This window comes from Phycisphaerae bacterium, from assembly GCA_018003015.1.
Lineage (GTDB): Bacteria > Planctomycetota > Phycisphaerae > UBA1845 > PWPN01 > JAGNEZ01.
Genome location: JAGNEZ010000094.1, coordinates 1 through 18,703, shown reverse-complemented (window position 1 = coordinate 18,703; position 18,703 = coordinate 1). Strand labels below are relative to the sequence as shown.

Here is an 18,703-nt window from a genome sequence, read left to right as displayed (position 1 = left end):
CCTCAAAGTGAGTGATGCAGAACTGGGCCGACTCCACGTCAGGCCAGAGCCGTTTCACGGCGATTGGAACTACATAGTCTCGCCGCGACGGTAGAATCGTTCAGGTTATTTCTTTGCGGGCCCTTAGTGCCGTAGATCTGGAGAAACCGGTCAGGAGCGGGAGGCGGCCCCTCGAACCATAGAAAGTACCCGACTGCGGCCAACTCGTCTTTCACCTGCAGCGGGTCGATCTGCCTGTGATGGCTCGCCCCCCGCCGGCTCAGTGGCCGAGTCGCCGCTCGATCCAGGATGTAGACACACCCATCCGGGCGTAGTCTTTCCCGGAGTTGGGTCAGCAGGGTGTTCCCGTGGAATGACAGGTGAAAGCTATCCAGAAAGAAGACTGCGTCAATTGGCTCGGTACTCAGGCCCGGATCACCGTTCGTCGTCAGGACAGAAGGCATGGACAGTCCGAGAGGAAGCGGCGGCCGTTCGTCTTTCTGCGTCGCCCACTCCTCGAGCACGATATCCAGCCCCGGTCCGGTCGATTGCTGCATAATCGGGAACATCAATTCGCGGGCCTGGCCCATCGCGATGAAGACCGGCCGCTCATATGGGCGGCTCAAAGGCGTGAATTGCCCCGTAATCTCCTGGACCGGCAGCGGAAGAAGAGGGTCGGGGTCGCCGCCGGGCACCTTGGTTCCCTTTGGACGCTGGAAGATGAGCACAAACGGCTCAGGCAACTCGCAGCAGTCCTCGGCGCAGCCAACAACCCGAAAACCCTCCTCGCGGGCTTCACGAATCACGGTCGTCTCACCCGTCCAATGGTGCTTATCCCTCCGCTCTTCGCGGGATGCCCAGTCCTTCAGTGTGCCTGGCTCGCGATCGACCACGACGAGACATCCCCCGGGCTTTAGGGCCCGCCAGATGGCCCGAAGCATCTCTCGGGGTTTGGAGAAGTGGTGGTAGACGTAGCGCATGTAGGCCAGGTCAAGGGCCTCGATCTGGCCGAGGTCGTCAACCTGCCCTCGCACGGCCCGGACCTGCGAAAGCCGTTTCTCCTCGGCTTTGTCTCTCAGTGATTTCACCAATTCGTCGGTGATCTCCTCGGCATAGACGACTCCCGAGCGTCCGACGATCTCGGCAAAAACCCAACTGTCCTGCCCATTGCCGGCCCCTATGTCGGCGACCGCATCTCCTTCACCGAGCCCCACGCGGGCTGCAACTGACCGGACTGCTGCTGCGCGGTCTGCCGGCCTGGTCGAGGTGGGCCGTGTTGCTTGGGCTCCGGCTGGGCCAGTCGTGTTCGTGCCCTGCGACGCGGCTTGTGGCATGGTGCCTGCAGACGCTGCTTCAACTGAAACAGGCAGCAGCATGCTCCCTACCAGAAAGACCAGGATCCCGAGAGCTGGACGTGCTGTTGCCGGGTTGTATCGAAGCCGGGGTACCCTATCGCCATCGCTTGCTCGCTGCCGATACCTCGACATATCCGTTCTCCTTGCCCGAGACAGTCTATTCCGTTCTGCGATGGAATCTCTCGTCCGCCATCGTCCGTCCTGTTCCCTCCTCGGTCAGCCAACCGGTTCGGCCCGTCCGGAAGCTGTCGAACGCAGGGACATAGGGCTTGATGTCCAACAACGGGGTGCCATCGAGGATGTCCAGATTCCTGATGTGCAGGACGTGCCTATCGATGCATGCCAGCTCAACACAGGAAAGGCCGATGGGATTGGGGCGAGCGGGGGCCCTTGTCGCAAACACGCCGCGTTCGCGCGTATCCCGGTAGGGAATCACCCGCATTCGCGGATTGCCGGATCGATGGCACCAATACAACAGCCAAACCCGGTCGAATCCTCCCAGGTCGGCCAGTCCCTCGACGAAGGGCGTGAAGACCTCGACCGTACCCTCCGTTCCTTCCGCATAGACGGATTGGATTGGAGTGCCTGCCGCTTCAGCATAGGGCGAGTGGATGACGCCGATCGGTTTCATTCGCAGGGCCATGGTCGCGCTGGTTCGTGCCGCTTACCCGCCGTTCATCGACTCCCTGTTTGCGGATCAATGCGGCAACTGGCCTCATTATCTCACACCTGAGCGAAGAACAACCGGCAGAAGCAGTGGCCGTCCTTCGCGATTTCGTCGAGCCATTCCGGGCACGGACAGATCTTGTCCATTCCCTTCTGCGCCGGCTTGTGCTGCTGCTTGCATGGGCAGACCCACTCGCCGACTGCGTCGTAGTTCTCGGCCATGAGGCCGACGACCTTCTGGACTCTGGCCTCGTCCGGGTTCAGAACCAAGCCGTGTTTCGCGGCCGCATCTGACAATCGGCGGAGGTTCTGCTCATAAGTCGCGGACATAGTCGTTACTCCATCCCGTAGGGTCAGTCGAACTCGATTCGCATACCGGTCACACAATGGAAGCACCGGTATGGAAACTCGTGATAGAGCCTGGCCATGGGGCCGAAGCCGGTGCAATGGGCCAACCCGATTCGCTGGACGTCCAGATCGCGCAGCCGCTGCACGGTCTGGTTCAGACGCCGCTCATTCGCGTGCAGCAGGTGCATTCCTCCGAGGACCGCGTGGATTCGGGAATTCCCAGCCAATCTACCAATGTAGTCAACCGTGTTGATTACTCCAGCGTGGGCACAGCCCAACAGGACAACGACGCCGTTACCTGTCTGCACGAACAGGGCTTGATCGTCGACGATCGCGTCGGGCTCAGTGCACGCAGAGTTGAGATAGAACGCGCCGCCAACGTCCTCGAAGTCATTTTGGCGCGGGATCTGGCCGGTGAGCCATACTCCCTCGCTCAATTCGACGGGGTGCATGCGCGTGGGAACGACTCTACAGACATGTTTGCCCAGCCAATCGAAGGACTCGATGGGTGAGCCGACGGACCGGAAGCCGTCGTCCGATTCTTTCACGAACCGGTCGCAAAATGCCGCCATATGGGCGTAAACCGTCGTCCGGTTGAATGCCGGCATCGCCACCGACAGCCCTCCGGTGTGATCGTAGTGGCCGTGGCTGAGTGCCACTTCGGTTGCCGTGGACAAGTCGATGCCGAGCTTGGCGGCATTGTGGGTGAGGGCCATGCCTTGGCCGGAGTCAAACAGGATGCACCGGTCGTTCACCTCGACCCAGAACGCCAGGCCGTGTTCGGCCAGCAGGCCGCCCCGGTTGGCCGTGTTCTCCACCAGAACCGTAATGGACAGGCCTTTGACCACGCTGTGTCACCTTTCTGAATCGGGATCGAGTTCGGGGGCGACGTCCGCGCAAGCCGAATCCCAGAAGGTGGCCTTCGCAGTCGCGCGGATGCCGCCTTTCTGCAGGACCTCGGACTTGAGGTAGTAGAGCGGCGTTCTGCTGTCCACGATTCGGGCGCGAACGACGGCCGGCACGCCCGCCGACACCGCGCGGTGATAGCGAACGGAGAGCTTGGCGGTGAGTCCGACGACGCCTTTGGCGAAAAGGCAATGTGGCATGGCGGCGTCGAGGAGCAGGGCGGTCACACCGCCGTGCATGCGATCGGGGTAGCCCTGGAACGTCGCACCGCAATCGAACTCGGCGACCACACTCCCGTCGTCCCTTCGCTCGAAACGCAGGCCCAGACCGTCGGGCCGGTCACCACCGCACACCACGCACGAGCGATGGCACCGTCGGCTCAGTTCAGTGATGGTGTTCATCTCCACATCCATGATGCTGGCACGCGCTTGCCCCCGAGGTGAGCTGGCCGTTCAAGTAGGCCTCGGCGAGTTCCGTAAGGCCCATCGCGGGCACGCCGAGGATCGCCTGGATGCCGTTCTGAGCCAGCAGATCGACAGCTCGGGTGCCCATGCCGCCGGCCAGGACCACGTTGACGCCAAGGTTGTGTAGCCAGCAAGGCAGCACGCCGGGTTCATGCGGCGGCGGCGTCTGGAACTCGGTCTTGGTCACGCTCCGTGTGGCCGGGTCGGCCTCGAGGATGGCGAATTGCTCACAATGCCCGAAATGGGCCCACAACTGTCCGCCGGCAGCCGGAATCGCGATCTTCATCTGTACTCCTGTCAGAGACTACTGAATCACCTTCAATTCAATCCGGCCGGCTCGCGTACGATCGAGCACGGCTTGTATCACGGGTCGGAAAGGCGAGTTGTCGGCGGCTGTGGCTTGTGCGAGGGAATAGCCGGTGTCGCCGACCGAGACGACGCTGGGGTCAATCGGGACTCGGCCCAGATACGGTACGTTCATCTCCGAAGCCAGTGTCTCGCCTCCACCAGTCTTGAAGATGTCGATGTGGTGACCACACGATGGGCAGACAAAGCCGCTCATGTTCTCGACAATGCCCAAGACCGGTAGGCCGACCGCCTTGCAGAAACTCACCGATCGACGCACATCGCTGACCGCCAGGTCTTGCGGCGTCGTCACCAGAACGGCGACCGCGGGCTTGCCCACCAGTTGGGCGACGGCCAGCGGCTCATCTCCCGTTCCCGGCGGCGAGTCCACGACCAGGTAGTCCAATCGTCCCCAACCAGTGTCTCGCAGAAACTGCTGGATGACGCTGTACTTCATTGGACCGCGCCAGATCACTGCATCCTCGGCGTTTCTAACCAGAAAGCCGATGGACATCACGCGCAGCCGGTCGAGTACTTGGAGTGGCTGCATCTCGCCTTCGCTCATGTGGATTCCCTGCTCGCGGAGTCCCAGCAGTTGCGGAACGCTCGGGCCGTGTATGTCGACGTCGAGAAGCCCGACCGAGAAACCCGCTCGATATAGGCCCAGGGCCAGGTTGACCGCAACGGTGCTCTTGCCGACCCCACCTTTTCCCGACATGACCACGATCTTCTGGCGGATCTGGTTCATCCGCTCAGTCAGCATCGCCTCTTCACGCTGTCGTTGGGCTTCGTCCAATTCGGTCCCATGGGAGCATGTCTGGCTCATGAAGGTCAGTCCGTTCATTCTGTCGTTTCGTCCCCGGAGAAACCGGACCGGGTACCCGGTATCACTGGATCCTGCCTATGCGTGGTGCCCGCTCATATCCGCGGACACGGCCTGCTTCAACAGACCGGATTTGAACTGCTCGACGGCTTCACTCACCGTGCCCGACGCTCCGGAGTAGACCGCCACCCCCCCGGCCTTGAGCGTCGAAAACGCCTTCGGGCCGATATGGCCGCTGATGACCGCCGTGCCGCCCAGATCGACCACCCGTTTGCCGGTTTGAATGCCCGCCCCTTGGGTGCTGTTGAGGTTGATGGCGTTGTTCACTGCGGTGTGCTCGCCGGTCTCGGTGTCCACGACCATCAGATAGTGGGCACGGCCGAAATGCGGGTCAACCAGAGAGCCCATCTCCGGATCACGGGCGGTTATGACGATACGCATGGGGTTCCTTTCGTCCTTCACGAACGTGAGTCCACACGGCATACGCCGTTCCATTGCGGTCGCCACACCGGGTGGTGATTCTTAACTAACGATTTGGTCGACGGTTATGGTCCAATTGATGCTGGCGGTGCATGCCTTCGCTATTCCGGAGGAGAGCCGGGTTGTATTGCAAAGTGCAATGTTACCGGGGGCGGCTTCGCCCATCGGCCGGCGGCAGATCGATCTTGAGACTCTTGAGCTTGCGGAACAGGGTGCTGGGATCGATCCCCAGATCACGGGCGGCCTTTCTGCGGTTGCCCTGTTGTCGGCGAAGAGCCTCGGCGATCAGCAGCCGCTCCATTGCTTCCAGCGTAGTTGGGCTGCCGGTCTCGCTGCCTGAAGCGCCCGGCGCCGGACGCAGTTCGGGCGGAAGGTGGTGTAGTTCGATTACCCCACCACGGCAGAGAACGAACGCCTGCTCGATGATGTTCTCCAACTCACGGACATTGCCCGGATACTCGTGCTCCATCAGCCGGGCCAGTACTTCATTCGATACGCCGAGGATGTCTTTGCCCTGCAATCGGTTGAACTTGGCCACGAGGCGTTCGATCAGCAGGGGGATGTCCTCGCGCCGCTGGCGCAAACTGGGCAGTTTCAAATGCACCACGCGGATTCGGTAGAACAGGTCCTCTCGGAACTTGCCCGCGCGAACCAGCTTGACCAGATCCTTGTTGGTCGCCGCGAGGACGCGCACGTTGACCTTGATCGGGTCGAGCGAGCCCAGAGGCTCAATGCATCGCTCCTGCAGGACCCGAAGCAGTCGCACCTGCATCGCCACGGAGATATCACCGATCTCGTCGAGGAAGATGGTGCCGCCGTCCGCGAGAGCGAACCGGCCGGGTTTGTCCTTGCGGGCGTCCGTGAAAGCGCCTGCTTTGTGGCCGAAAAGCTCCGATTCCAGCAGCGTATCCGGCAGAGCCGCGCAGTTGATGGCCACGAACCGCTTTTTCTTGCGGCGTGACAGGTTGTGAATCGCCCGGGCGAACAGCTCCTTGCCTGTTCCGCTGGCTCCCTCGATCAGTACGGTACTGTCGGTTTCGGCGATCTGCGGGAGCATCTGGAACAGGTTGGTCATCGCCGAGCTTCGGCCGACGATGTCCTCGAAGGTGTAGCGGGCCTCGAGTTCCTTCTGCAACTGCTCGATTTGGCTGAGATCCTGAAATGTCTCCACGCCCCCGATCACCGTCCCGTCACCGTCCTTGAGCAGAGCGGTGGAGATTCGGATCGGGATTCGCAGTCCCGTGTGGCTCACGATGTGGGCGGTGGCGTTCACGATCGGCTTGCCGGTAGTCAGGGTTCGCCGCAGGACACAGGCGCTCTCACAGATACTCGCTCGAAACACCTCACAGCATGGTCGACCCAGGGCGTCCTGCCGGTCGATGCCGGTGATCTGCTCGGCGGCTTGATTGAAGGCCGTGATCCGCCAACCCATGTCGACGGTGAAGACGCCCTCGTTGATCGAATCGAGAATGACGCTTTGCGATTCCGGCACCTTCGCGGCCTTCAGCGGCGTTGTTTGCGAACTCATGTTCTTGATGGTAGCGATAGCTATGCGAAATGCAATACTGAGAAGCTGATCAGGATTTCATTGTGCAACGTTAGCCAATGTTGTCGGCCGAAGCCTAATAAACCATAATGTAATTCATATCAATTACTTATGTCGATATGCCGGTTTGAACGCGATCTGGCATGTATTCTGTGTCTGCGTAGGGTGATGAAGGTGGCTATCCCTCAGTGGCAGGATCGCGTCTCTCCCGTCTTCGACGTGGCAACGAACTTGCTGTTGATCGATGTGGAGGAGTCGCGCGAGCTCCGGCGACAGGAGATCGCTCTGCCGACGACGAACGATCCCGTCAGGCGAGCCCAACAAATGGCCCAGCTTGAAGCGGGGATTCTCATCTGCGGAGCGATTTCGTGGCCTGTCGAGGCCGCCTTGAATGCGGTCGGAGTGCGGGTGATCTCCGAGATATGCGGGCAGGTCAACGATGTGATCCGGTCGTTTCTGCAGGGCGACCTGGAAAACGACGTCTTCCGTATGCCTGGTTGTTGTCGGCGACGGAGATTCCGCGGGGGACGCGGCGACGGCTGCTCGGAAGAGGATAGTCCGGGCTGTGGCAGAGGGCGAGGAGGCCGACGCATGAGAGGGAATCGCCCGGAGAACTGACGTTGGGGGGATGCCGGGCGGGTTGAAGCGGTCATTGGGTGACCGCTTCGAGACCCGGATGAACAATGAGAAACCCTGAATGGAGATACAGACATGCCAGCAGGTGATGGAACCGGACCGATGGGAATGGGGCCGATGACAGGCCGAAATGCGGGCTACTGCGCGGGATATACGGTGCCCGGATTCATGAATCCGATGCCGGGGCGCGGCCGGGGGATGGGTGGTTTCGGCCGAGGGCGAGGTGGCGGTCGACACGGGTGGCGACACCAGTTCTATGCGACCGGCTACCCGTTCTGGGCTCGCGAGGAAGTGCCTGGCGTCGTGCCCCTCGGCCCTGCGCCCGCGCCGACCGAAGAGGTGCGGATGCTGAAGGAACAAGCCGGCCATCTGGAGCAGACTCTGGAGCAGCTTCGGCAGCGAATCTCGGCGTTGGAGTCGGAGCAAACCAAGCAAGACTGAGATCGGCTGAAGCGGGTGTGTCGTCGTACTCAAGCTCCGGAGCGTACACGGATGTCACTCTTGCGCGACGATTCGAACATGACACCTGCGTGTCGAGAGAACCCCGCGTCGTGCGGCGGCGACTTCATCGCACGGCCCCCGGCGACGCTGGAGAAGATGACCGAGCCGACGCCCAGCGGTGAACATGATCTGAAGCGGGTCGTCGAGCTCACTCGCCATTTCGACATGCCACTGGCCGTGTGCATCAACAAGTGGGACATCAACCCGAAGGTCGCCGAGCGGATCGAGGATTTCTGCCGTTCACACTCGATCCTCGTGGCCGGCCGGATCCGTTACGACCGGGCCTTCACGGCCGCCCAGGTTCAGGGCCGCGCCATCGTGGAGGCTCGTGATGACGGGGTGGCGATGGATGTTCGGAATCTGTGGGCGAGTATCCGGTCGGAACTTGACCGCGGTGCGCTCGACGCGGTGTGAGCATGGACCAAGGCCCAGTGCTCCATGGAACCCGTCCCCGGTATGAGGCTCGTGCCGGCGGAACGGGGTGCGTTTTGTCGGGAGGCCATGCGATGAAACACGTTTTCGGACCGGTACCGTCGCGTCGGCTTGGTCTTTCGCTGGGCATCGACCTTGTTCCCTTCAAGACCTGTTCCTTCGACTGCATCTACTGCCAGCTTGGTCGAACCACCTGTAAGACCGTCGAGCGGCGGGAGTGGTTGACGTGGGAGCCTGTCCTCGATGAGCTGAGGCAATGCCTTCACGATGGGCCGGACTACATCACGTTCAGCGGATCGGGCGAACCCACTCTGCATGTGGGCCTGGGAGAACTAATCGACCGTGTGAAATGCACCACCGACGTTCCGGTGGCGGTGCTGACAAACGGGTCGCTCCTTTGGCGTCAAGACGTTCGGCGCGACCTTCTGCGCGCCGATCTCGTCATTCCCTCCCTCGACGTTGGTGATGAGTGCTGCCTGCGGCAGGTCAACCGTCCCCACGAATCGCTTTCATTCGAGCGTATCGTGGAGGGTCTGATCGCGTTCGGCGAGGAGTACCGCGGAGCGTATTGGCTGGAGGTGCTCGTCGTGGCGCCCTGGACGGCCCAGCTCGAACGGGTGGAGAGTATCGCCGCGTGGACGAAACGGATCCGCCCCGACCGGGTTCAGTTGAACACGGTGACCCGCCCGCCGGCCGAGGCCTTCGCCGAACCGGTGCCGCGCGAGCAACTGGCCGAGTTGGCGCAGCTGTTCGATCCGTCCGCCGAGGTTGTTGACGATTATGGGCAATCGCCGCTGGGCGAACGGCCGGACTTCAGCGCCGACCGCATCCTGGTTATGTTGAGTCGTCGTCCATGCACGATCGAGGACATGATGGCGGTGCATGGTTTCCATCGGAACGAGGTCATCAAGCAGCTGGACCACCTATCGCGGGACGGCTTGGTGGAAAGCGTTGCCATTGGCTCGGATATCTACTTCAGAGCCGTTCGGTCTCCACGACCTTGATGTGCTAGCCAGTGAACTCTGGGCAGCGGGTGTTCACGGGGCCTACCATGTGTGCCGCCTGCGGGAAGGGACCGACACGAAGCTCTCGCCGGCGGAACGTAAGAAGACCTTCCGCGTGATCCGGGACGCAGGGCTGGATTGTCGCGAGGCAGGGCATCCGGCCAGCCCGGCGCCGGCAAACGAAATGCTTACGGGGTGGGATTCCTCCTCGTGGTCATCCTCGTGTTCGGCGGCTTCACTTGGTACGGCAGCAGGGCCGCTAGGCGCCACGCAAGACTTACTTCTAGGTGCTGGCTACGTTCTCCCGGGTGGGCTCGTTCCACCCTTGACGTTTCAGCATTTGCAGGGCACGTCTAACCCGAGCGTCCGCGCGCCTGAAACGTCAAGGGTCCACAGCGTCTCAATGAAAGGTTTCAGTGATGCAGCTCGCTCACATCCTCCTCTCGCAGGTTGCCTGGCGCAAACCCCTTATCCGTGTGCTTCATATTGCACATTAGAACTAGCTTACTCTGGCTCCGAGACCTTTCTCGAAGCCGGACTACCAGCGAGGAGCTGGGTGAGGTCATGGGATTCACCGGCTCCTCCCGCGTTCGACGATTGCCTGCATGGCGGACTGGAGCTCTCTGACTTTGTCCGGGTGTTTGGCGGCAAGGTTCGTCGTCTCGGCAGGATCCGTGCGGAGGTTATAAAGCTGCAGCGCTGGCTCGCCGGGTTTGGGCTTGATGGTACTGGGTTTGGTAAAGCCGCCGGAGCCGAGTCCGTTGATCAACTTCCAATCGCCGGATCGGATCATCATCATGGACGCGGCACTTCCGGCGTGCATGACGATGGGCGCACGAATGGGTTTGTCGGCGGGCTGCACGCCTTTCAGCACCGGCAGGAAACTGAAGCTGTCCGGCCCCGCATCGTTTGGAAGGGTTGCACCACAAATCTCCGCGAAAGTCGCGAGCAGATCTGTGAGGCAAATCGTCTGCTCGCTCACCGTCCCGGCCTTGACCCGACCCGGCCAACGCACGATGAACGGCATGCGATGTCCGCCTTCCCAAGCGTCCGACTTCATGCCGCGCCATCCGCCGGCAGAGGCGTGCCCCAGCCTTTCCACGTCGGCTTCATACCAGGTGGGGCCGTTGTCCGAAGTGAAAATGACGAGCGTGTCCTCGGCCAGTCCGCACTTGTCCAACGCGGCGAGAATGCGCCCGATTTCCACATCCACCATCATGGTGAAGTCGCCATACATGCCGGCGCCGCTTTGGCCCACGAATTCCGGCGAGGGCAGCCACGGGGTGTGCGGGGCTGTGGGGGCGAAGTAGAGCAGGAAAGGTTTTCGGCCGTCCTGGTTGGCCCTGACCTGCGAGTCGATGACGTGAAGGGCTTCGTCGGTCAATCGGGGCAGCACCTCCTTGAGGGCCATGCCGGGCGCGATGCCGCCTTCTCGCCAGAATTCCCCTTGGTTTGACGACCATCCCTGCGAGTGGTGTTCCTCGATGTGATCCGTCGGTGGTGTCACGGCGCGGTCTCCCCGGATGAAAAAATACGGCGGGATGTCGGTGGAGGCGCGCAGGCCGAAATACGTGTCAAATCCGCACGCCACCGGTCCGCCGGGCAGCGGCTTGTCGTAGCCATCCTCCCGAAAACCGAGATGCCACTTCCCCACCATCGCGGTGCGATACCCTCGCGACTTGAGCAGCGACGCGATGGTCACCTGCCCTTGCTCGATCAACGGCTGCTTTGGCCACCGCGAGATGTCAGTGCGGAACGGATAACGTCCCGTCAGCAGCCCGTAACGCGAGGGATGGCATAGCGGGCCGGGCGCATGAACATCCGTGAACTTCATCCCTTCCCTGGCCAGTCGGTCGATGTGGGGCGTCGCGATTTTGGATTTCGGATTGTAGCAGCCGGGATCGCCATAGCCCATGTCATCAGCGAGCAGGATGAGGATGTTCGGCTTGCTGGCCGGCTTGGGTGCGTCGGCGGCGTGCAGCCCGGCCAGCGGCGCGAGCAGCAGGGCAGTGAGGGGCGCGACAACGGCCATGGCAGCGCGGAGTTGAGGGGCGGCAGCGCACCGCACGCAGAGAATGGCGGCGAGGAGGTGTTTCATGGCAATCACTCCGTCGTTTCGGCAGAACATCACTTGACGCCAAGAAGCCGTTTCATCGCTTCGCCGATGAGGTAATCCACACGTCGTCGCGCGTGCACCACTGCCCGGTCGAATCCACGAGCGGTGCGAAGCGCTTTGCCGTGGCGGCATCCTTCACCAGGAACTCGAGCGAGCCTTTGCCGCCGTTGCGCTTCGGGTCGGCCTTGACCTGGCCGGCTCCCTCCATGTTGGATTGTCCGGCGAGGATGAATATGCGCACCGGCTTCGTCGCCGCAGCGGCACAGGGGACCGCAGGCAACGTGGCCAGAAGGAACAAAGGGATGAGTTGAATTGTGTGTTTCATAGTGCACGTCGAGTTCGGCAGTTCTACTCTCTCGCTGCTTGTCGGGTGACGATGGGAACGTGACCGATCTCCAGGCCCGGCGGCGGAACAACAATCAGGGCCGGGTCGAGTTCCGCTAGTTTACCAAACGCGGGTGGCGCCAGGTAGTCCCGGCCTTTTTTCCATCTCCGGTGGAGTTTTTCCACGCGCGCCTGCAGGGTCTCCCGCTCCTGAGCCGTCATGTCGGCGTTGAGCAGGGCCGGTTGATCGGCGAAGCGATACCAGTAGTAGGTGACCACGCTGCCGTCCCCCGGGTAAGCCTGAAATGGTTCGGCTTTGAGGCCCGGCTTTCTCCAGCAACTCGGCGCATTCCCGGGCTCGACATAGGTTTTGAGGCGCCTCCCACTGGGGCGCTCGAAGCGCGCCGTGGTCAAAGCCGTTTCCGCCGGAACCTCTTCCGCCCGCACCGGAACCTCTTGTGGTTTCACACCGCCCTTCACCAGGTGGAAACACTCGGGAATCTTCACCAGCGGACCAGGCTTGAAATCGGTCTGCTTCACGAATTCGCGATCCCAGCGATAGCCAAAGGTATTGGTGTCCGCCGCCATCGGCGTCGCGAAGGAATTCCACGCCACGGGCACCTTCTCTTTCTTGGGAGTAGCGTCAGGATAGAACCTCCAGGTGGTTCCTCCTTTGCCCGTGGACTGATGCAGGATGGCCCCTTCAGGACGACTGGCGCCGCTGGCCTCGGCACCACCGTCGAACCAGGTCTACACCGCATCCCAGGGCGCCTTCTTCTTGTAGGAAGTGATGTGATGCACGAGCCGTGATTCGCCGTTTGTCCCACAGGGAAGGAAGATGTTCTCTGCCCCTGCCGGCCCCCGGTCCGTTGGCCCACTCGCTAAAACTCGGCGCCACGCCGCCCATGACGAATTTGGGCGTCTCCGTGGCATACTCCGTGTCCCGCCACCAGCCCAGGCCGCCCTCGATGTCGGAGTAGAGTCTGATGGGAGGTGCAGGTTCTTTCCAGGCGAACATCCAGGTGCCAAACAGGCCGGTCTGAAAACGTTGCCCAGGATACTGGTCCAACAACGGCCAGGCGGCGACATACCTGGAGAACCCCGCGTTGTAAGTGTCGGGGACCTTCCCGTTCGGGACGAGGAGGTATCCAGCCATTTCGCCTTTCTGGAACTAATTGGACGCGCCCACCCGGAGCCAGGTGACGACTGGGAAATGGTCGCTCGGAAACTGGCCGTCGCGCGAGAAGGTCACGATCTCGGCGGTGTCCACCGTGAACTCGCCGCGCGTGAGAATCCAGTCGATGCGCGCGCCGTTTCGCCGGATGGCTTTGAACCCGTTGGACGTGTCGAGATCTTCGCCCTTGTGCGCTTTGGCCGTCACCCGCTTGTCCGAGAGGAAACCGTCCTCGGTCAGGATCTTGTGGGCCTGGTTCCTGCCGCCGGCGGCATTGAAATCGCCCGTCAGGATCACCGGCAGCGTGGTCTCCAGTGCGGCGATCCGTTTGCGGACCAGCGGGGCGGCTTTCTCTCGCGCCGTCTGCAGGTCGTTGTCGAAATGGGTGTTCCAGAGGTAGAACTCCTGCTGCGTCTGCCGGTCGAGGAACTTCACCCACGTGACCATGCGGGGGTGTTTGGTGCCCCACGTGTTCGATCCGATGACCTCCGGCATGTCGGAGAGCCAGAAGTGATCGAATGTCAGCGGCTCCAGCCGCGCCTTGCGAAAGAACCCCGCCATGAACTCATCTCGGCTGCCGCCCTTGCGGCCCAGGCCGATCCAATCGTATTCCGGCAGATCGACGGCGAGGTCCTTCAACTGTTCGTAAAGTCCTTCCTGGGTGCCGAAGACATCCGGGGCGATTTGCCGGATGACCTCGCGCATGAGCGGCCGGCGCGTGGGCCATGCGTTGGGCGGATTGGTGCTGGCGAACTTCAGGTTGTAGGTCATCACCGTCAGCGTAGCGGCGGAAGCGTGCCCGCCGGACGGCGCAGCAGCGCCACCCCCGCCAGCGCGAGCAGGGCCAGGCTGGCCGGCTCGGGTACGACGAAGAACTGCTCGCCAGCGAAGTTGTTCAGGTTGATCTGGCCGACTGTTCCGTTGAAGCCGCCCGTACCGTCGCCGCCGAGATTGCCTTGCGGCGGTGTTAGCCCGCCCAGGAACTGGTTCGACAGGTAGTCGTGGTTGCTGCCGTTGATCATTGCGGAGATGGCAAACGCGCCGGCCGGGCTGCCGATTACCGACAGCGGGATCGACAGCTCGATGCCGGTCGTCACGGCTGCCGCAGCGGACTGGTCAGCAGCCCCAGTACCCCCGGTGACGCCACCGGCGTTCGAGCGATCGTATGCGACGCCGATGCCGTTCGGCAAGGCGTTGGCGTTCGAGCCGGTCAGTGAGCCACCGAACACGTTCACGGCGGCCTGGAACGCACCGACGCCGCCGCCGATTGTGGCGAAGTCGATCTCGAAACGGTCGCCCCCGAAGTTGCCGTTCCGCAGGATCAGCATGTAGTCGGCCTGGAAACCCGTGTCGAACGTGAAGCCAGAATGCTTGCCCGCCCAGCCGTCGTTCTCGGGGTTGTTGCCACCGTTCAAGGCGTCGTTCTGCAGGACGTTCTGGCCGCCGGCCTGCGAGTCAAAGAAGACGTTGAGCTTGTTGAAGTTGTTCTCGAGGTTGCCGGTCAGCATCAGGTACAGGGTACCACCTTCGATGCGGGCATAGGCCGCGTCGAGCTCGCTGCCGCCGTTAGGGTTCGCGTCGCCGAAGTTGGTCTGCACGGTCTGCACCGCCTTCGGAGGACCGTAAGCCGCATCACGCGCGCCGTCAAGGGTTGGAGCGGCCAGCGCCGCCGAGGCCAGCGCACCACACGCCGCCGCCCCTATCAGAAGTCTACGCATTCACGCTCTCCTGTTTAAGAAACCCGTCAGCCCATACGAAGCCGACTTGAACCATGGCCTACTGTAGGCCAGCTGACTGCCCGCAGCCCAGTGAATTTGCCAGTCGGCGCGTTGGAGTGGGTGCGGTACGACCGTGTCTGCGGGCGGTTCGAGATACCGCCGATCAAGTTCATCATGGCCGAGCACGCTTGCGACGCAGGGGCATCCGGGCACGACCTAGAATCCAGCCGGACGCAGCCCTGAGCCTTGGCTAACATGTCGGACCCGAGTAACCTGGCGCCTCGCTTGTCAGCGGAGGTCAACGGTGCTTGAGGACTTCATAAGAGGCGGTCTGCCTGCCCCGTTTCCGGCACAGATCAGCCAATCGACGAGCAAGCCGTGACCATCGATATCGAGTCCCGGCACCCAAATCCCATTGCTCGTCGTCCACCGCCGGTATCCTTCCTGCAGCCACAGGTGTACGCGGGCGCTGGAGTCCACTTTGGTACCACCCCCAGGATGGAGAGGGTCTCGACGGCTGTATGCCGCCGCTGCCGGTGACCGTGTGCTCCTGGATGACCTTGAGGCCATTGTAGATGTGCCGGGTGCGCAGGGGCGTGGTCGAGACCACCCCGGTCACAGGGCCCATGTAGTCGTACGTGAACACCAGCTTCTTCGAGCCCTGGCTCGGACTGGTCGGGTAGACCTCCGTCAGCCGGTTCTCGGCGTCCCAGACGCATGTGAACGTCCCGTCCGTCGTCAGGTTGCCGTCCGCATCGTAGCCGAACGATTCCGTCGGCGACGTGCACGGCAGGGTTCACATTTTGTCTCTGCCTGACGGTGCGAGGCTTCGGGACTTCCCGGCCCATGCTGACGACATGTTCGCGCTGGCCTTCTACCCGTATAGCCATCGCCTGGTCACCGGATGCAAAGACGGCTCGGTCTGGCTCTGGAATACGGAGCCCAAAGCCTCCCGCGAGGGCTTTGCGGTCCGGCGATCCCCCGGCATCCGGTACATCTTGCCCTACCTGCCCGACGGTGAGTCCCTGGCCGTCGTGAACCTGTCCGGCTCGGTCAGCTTGTGGGACGCCCAGACTAACCGGTACAATCCTGCGCGGGTCAGTCGTCCTTGGTGGCCTTGGCCGATATGGGCCGGGAGGTGACCCATGGCGACTGAGAAGGTTGCGTGCCCGATTGTGTTCCTCCGAAAGCCAAACCTGCCATTCCTGGCCTGGGTGTCCAGGCTTCATTTCACTCTCCGATACTCGATCAGCACCGAGCCCGGGTGCTCGTCTGTTTCGACTTTGAACCGCTGCAACGCCGATCCCGCGGTTCGGGCCGGGGGCGACGTCTCGTAGGTACGGGCCTGTGTGGCCTCGTACTCGCCCGCCGGGTCGATCTCGTGAAGATCGCACACGTAACTGGCATACGGCGACCGGTGCCGGCGAAAGGCCACAATCATCCCGTCCTGCTCGACCGGCCGATGGTACTGCAGGACACACCAGTCTGTGGTCTTGGTTGTTACCTCTGATAGCGGGTAGAAGTTGCCGGCGTAGTACTTGCGGATCCGCTTGCCTTCGGCAATGCCCTGTTTCAGCAGCTCGCGCGGATACCCGGCCGGCCGGCAGTCCTCCGCAAAGGCGATCCCCGCATTAAAGCCGCTTCTGAACAGGTACGGCGTCGCCCCCATCTGCCCGACCGTACTGAATGGCACGTACCGATTCAGTCCGGCACTCATCACCTGGTTCTTGATGGCGGCCTGAAGAACGACGTCCGGTTTGCCGTCCAGCATGTCGCAGGTGTTGTCGCTTCTCCACAGCGGGATCGATCGCGAGCAGGTCTCGAGATCGATCCGCCGCCCACCGCTGGCGCAGTTGTCGATGAGCAAGCGCGGGTATGTCTTCAGGATGTTGTCCCATAGGGCGTACAGGCCCTCGACGTAGCGAATCTCACCCATCCCGACGCGCTCCGGGTCGTTCCTGTCAAGGAATTCCCAGAAAGCCAGCGGGTCGATGTTGTAGTCGATGCGAAGGCAGTCGATCCCGTATTCCCCGATCGCCGTCTGGAGATAGCGGGTCATGTACTCGCGGGCCTCCGGAATCCCGAGATTGTAGAGCCCGCTACCGTCGCCGCCGGGAGAGATGACCCATTCCGGGTGCTCCCTGGCCAGCGCTGTCCCTCGCGCCACCCGCTCCGGCTCAAACCACATCAGGAAGCCCATGCTTGCCTGGTGAGCGCGATCGCCCACCGGCCGCAACCCGTGTGGGAACCGATCCGGCGGTTCGGCCCGCTGGAGAGGAAAGCCATAGTGCCCCATTCCGGCCGGAAAGCCGTCCCGCGTCCAGTACGCATCCAGCCACAACATCTCAAACCCGAGCCCCTGAATGGCCTCCAGATGCGACAGGACGTTTGCCTCGGTGCTGCCATTCATCTCGTAGAACGCGGTACTCAGGTGCGCGATCGGCGGCATGACCGGCTTTCCGTCGATCTTTGGCACAACGTGGCTCAGCATAGTCCGCCGGAAAAGGTTGTACGCAGGAGACGGGTCGTTCCCCGACCAGTAGAGCTGCAGGATCCGCGGGCCGCGAATGCTCTCGCCTGGCCGGAGTTTGAGCCGCAGGTTCTGCATGCCCGCTTGGACACGTAGATCGCCTGCCTGGATCTGGTCCACACAGCCGCGCCACTGACCTGACCAGCCCACGGCCGTCACGACGCCACCACTGCCCCAGTCGAGGTTGAAGAATGGGCAATCTGCCGACGAACGACCATTCACCGCGCCGAATTCAATCCGCCTGCCAGGCAAGAGGTCCTCGTCGAACGGCTGCCAGTCGTCAGCTGCGCAGGTGCTGCCCTTGAGCCTGTGCAGCACTGCACCGCGTCCCAAACCCCCTGTCACTTGCACGTCAACCGCTTTCACCTGTTCCAGGATCGGCGTGTCCTGCGTGCCGGTGTTCGTGAAGTGCAGCGTCCAATCCACGCCCGGCGCGTTGGTGTAGACCGTGCAGACCGCACGTACCTGCAGCGCGGTTTTCGGATCAGTCAGCGTCAAGGTACGGCAAATCCTGGCATCGGTTGTCTTCTCTTCCTTCAAGGTCCGGCGCCAGGTGGGCACGAGCTTCGGCGAGGGCTCACCGCCGTAGACGAATGAGAACGGCAAGTCGATTCCGACCGGGCGTCGTACGGCCAGGTCGTCCAGCCAGAGTTGCGAACCATCCTCGAGGACCACGCGGGCCTCAGCCCAGTCGCCCTGGTCCCAGCCACGGCCGTCGCCCCCTTCATCCACGATCAGATCACACGTCTTTGCGCCGTTCAGCGGCACGTCGATTGACCGTACGCCGTCCTTCGGCTGGATAACCGGGGTCGCGAAAACGTCCCGGCCGCCGACTTGCACGTGAAATGCCACCGAGGCGATGGTGTTGTCCACGTTGCGGTCCAGGCCGATATCCGCCAGTAACCGTGCCGCCGGCTTCGCGAGCGATATACGCAAGACGCTGTGTGAATTCACACCAATGCCCCGTGCGTACGTCTTGGTGCCCAGGCGGAGCGGCCCGCCGGCGGCACATCGCCCGACTTTGGTGTCGCCGGGATACCCTTCGCTCACCAGAATCAGCCGGTCCACTTCACCAGGAGAGGCGGAGGCCTCCGAGAAGGCCCGTTCAGCCCACCGCCGGTTGAACTCAATGTCGTCCGGCTGCACGGCCAATGCACCGCTGGCCGCCACCTCCATCGCCCCAATCATGAGTCCGGCGATGAGTCGGCATGTCTGCGCTGCCATCTCAATAAGGGCCCGCAAAAGAATAACCTGAACAATTGTTGATAGGTTCGATCGCGTTGTTCCGATATTGGGTGGATGCAGGATGCAACAGTGATCGAACGGATTCGACGAATGTATCGCACGTTGTCGCCG

Annotated in this window: 21 protein-coding genes; 5 read left to right on the top strand and 16 right to left on the bottom strand. The window is 62.3% G+C overall.

Annotation, left to right across the window (positions count from 1 at the left end):
• Nucleotides 1–38: 38 nt before the first annotated feature.
• The 9 genes from KA354_23405 to KA354_23365 all read right to left on the bottom strand — a co-directional run bounded on the left by KA354_23405 (nt 39) and on the right by KA354_23365 (nt 6,894).
• Nucleotides 39–1,193 carry a methyltransferase domain-containing protein gene (locus KA354_23405; GenBank protein MBP7937599.1) on the bottom strand — a complete coding sequence of 385 codons (1,155 nt, stop codon included), beginning with the start codon at nt 1,191–1,193 and terminating at the stop codon, nt 39–41.
• A 298-nt stretch (nt 1,194–1,491) separates the two neighbouring features.
• On the bottom strand, nt 1,492–1,977 hold the full coding sequence (gene tsaA / locus KA354_23400) for a tRNA (N6-threonylcarbamoyladenosine(37)-N6)-methyltransferase TrmO (protein MBP7937598.1): 486 nt from the start codon (nt 1,975–1,977) through the stop codon (nt 1,492–1,494).
• Between the two features lie 80 nt (nt 1,978–2,057).
• Complete coding sequence (locus KA354_23395) at nt 2,058–2,330, bottom strand: ferredoxin:thioredoxin reductase (GenBank protein ID MBP7937597.1); 273 nt, start codon at nt 2,328–2,330, stop codon at nt 2,058–2,060.
• A 23-nt stretch (nt 2,331–2,353) separates the two neighbouring features.
• On the bottom strand, nt 2,354–3,196 hold the full coding sequence (locus KA354_23390) for an MBL fold metallo-hydrolase (protein MBP7937596.1): 843 nt from the start codon (nt 3,194–3,196) through the stop codon (nt 2,354–2,356).
• A gap of 6 nt (nt 3,197–3,202) precedes the next feature.
• On the bottom strand, nt 3,203–3,655 hold the full coding sequence (locus tag KA354_23385; GenBank protein MBP7937595.1) for a PaaI family thioesterase: 453 nt from the start codon (nt 3,653–3,655) through the stop codon (nt 3,203–3,205).
• Nucleotides 3,639–4,004, bottom strand: a complete 366-nt coding sequence (locus tag KA354_23380; GenBank protein MBP7937594.1) for an ATPase — start codon at nt 4,002–4,004, stop codon at nt 3,639–3,641. Before KA354_23380 ends, KA354_23385 begins: the two co-directional genes overlap by 17 nt.
• Nucleotides 4,005–4,022: 18 nt before the next feature.
• Nucleotides 4,023–4,907: an Mrp/NBP35 family ATP-binding protein gene (locus KA354_23375; protein ID MBP7937593.1), complete on the bottom strand. Its 885-nt coding sequence runs from the start codon at nt 4,905–4,907 to the stop codon at nt 4,023–4,025.
• A gap of 57 nt (nt 4,908–4,964) precedes the next feature.
• The gene (locus KA354_23370) at nt 4,965–5,327 is read right to left on the bottom strand and encodes a NifB/NifX family molybdenum-iron cluster-binding protein (protein MBP7937592.1); all 363 of its coding nucleotides are present in this window, start codon (nt 5,325–5,327) and stop codon (nt 4,965–4,967) included.
• Between the two features lie 181 nt (nt 5,328–5,508).
• Nucleotides 5,509–6,894: a sigma 54-interacting transcriptional regulator gene (locus tag KA354_23365; GenBank protein MBP7937591.1), complete on the bottom strand. Its 1,386-nt coding sequence runs from the start codon at nt 6,892–6,894 to the stop codon at nt 5,509–5,511.
• A 192-nt stretch (nt 6,895–7,086) separates the two neighbouring features.
• On the opposite strand from KA354_23365, the gene KA354_23360 reads away from it, so the two are divergent.
• The 4 genes from KA354_23360 (at nt 7,087) to KA354_23345 (ending at nt 9,485) form a co-directional block, all read left to right on the top strand.
• Complete coding sequence (locus KA354_23360; GenBank protein ID MBP7937590.1) at nt 7,087–7,530, top strand: hypothetical protein; 444 nt, start codon at nt 7,087–7,089, stop codon at nt 7,528–7,530.
• Nucleotides 7,531–7,623: 93 nt separating this feature from the next.
• On the top strand, nt 7,624–7,989 hold the full coding sequence (locus tag KA354_23355; protein ID MBP7937589.1) for a DUF5320 domain-containing protein: 366 nt from the start codon (nt 7,624–7,626) through the stop codon (nt 7,987–7,989).
• 78 nt (nt 7,990–8,067) lie between these two features.
• Nucleotides 8,068–8,463: a hypothetical protein gene (locus KA354_23350; GenBank protein ID MBP7937588.1), complete on the top strand. Its 396-nt coding sequence runs from the start codon at nt 8,068–8,070 to the stop codon at nt 8,461–8,463.
• Between the two features lie 92 nt (nt 8,464–8,555).
• Nucleotides 8,556–9,485 (top strand): radical SAM protein, encoded by a 930-nt coding sequence (locus KA354_23345; protein ID MBP7937587.1) that lies wholly within the window; start codon nt 8,556–8,558, stop codon nt 9,483–9,485.
• Nucleotides 9,486–10,056: 571 nt separating this feature from the next.
• Here the strand turns inward: KA354_23345 and KA354_23340 are convergent.
• From KA354_23340 to KA354_23315, 6 genes are all read right to left on the bottom strand, one after another.
• The gene (locus tag KA354_23340; protein MBP7937586.1) at nt 10,057–11,517 is read right to left on the bottom strand and encodes an arylsulfatase; all 1,461 of its coding nucleotides are present in this window, start codon (nt 11,515–11,517) and stop codon (nt 10,057–10,059) included.
• A 118-nt stretch (nt 11,518–11,635) separates the two neighbouring features.
• Nucleotides 11,636–11,926 carry a hypothetical protein gene (locus tag KA354_23335; protein MBP7937585.1) on the bottom strand — a complete coding sequence of 97 codons (291 nt, stop codon included), beginning with the start codon at nt 11,924–11,926 and terminating at the stop codon, nt 11,636–11,638.
• A gap of 23 nt (nt 11,927–11,949) precedes the next feature.
• On the bottom strand, nt 11,950–12,540 hold the full coding sequence (locus KA354_23330) for a hypothetical protein (GenBank protein ID MBP7937584.1): 591 nt from the start codon (nt 12,538–12,540) through the stop codon (nt 11,950–11,952).
• Nucleotides 12,541–12,628: 88 nt separating this feature from the next.
• Complete coding sequence (locus KA354_23325) at nt 12,629–13,081, bottom strand: hypothetical protein (protein MBP7937583.1); 453 nt, start codon at nt 13,079–13,081, stop codon at nt 12,629–12,631.
• Nucleotides 13,082–13,096: 15 nt separating this feature from the next.
• Nucleotides 13,097–13,870: an endonuclease/exonuclease/phosphatase family protein gene (locus KA354_23320; protein MBP7937582.1), complete on the bottom strand. Its 774-nt coding sequence runs from the start codon at nt 13,868–13,870 to the stop codon at nt 13,097–13,099.
• Nucleotides 13,871–13,875: 5 nt separating this feature from the next.
• A complete protein-coding gene (locus KA354_23315) occupies nt 13,876–14,817 on the bottom strand; it encodes a PEP-CTERM sorting domain-containing protein (protein ID MBP7937581.1) in 942 nt (313 codons plus the stop codon).
• 857 nt (nt 14,818–15,674) lie between these two features.
• Here KA354_23315 and KA354_23310 point away from each other — a divergent pair.
• On the top strand, nt 15,675–15,959 hold the full coding sequence (locus tag KA354_23310; GenBank protein ID MBP7937580.1) for a hypothetical protein: 285 nt from the start codon (nt 15,675–15,677) through the stop codon (nt 15,957–15,959).
• Nucleotides 15,960–16,042: 83 nt separating this feature from the next.
• Here KA354_23310 and KA354_23305 read toward each other — a convergent pair whose 3' ends face one another.
• A complete protein-coding gene (locus KA354_23305) occupies nt 16,043–18,571 on the bottom strand; it encodes an alpha-galactosidase (protein ID MBP7937579.1) in 2,529 nt (842 codons plus the stop codon).
• Between the last annotated feature and the right edge of the window lie 132 nt (nt 18,572–18,703).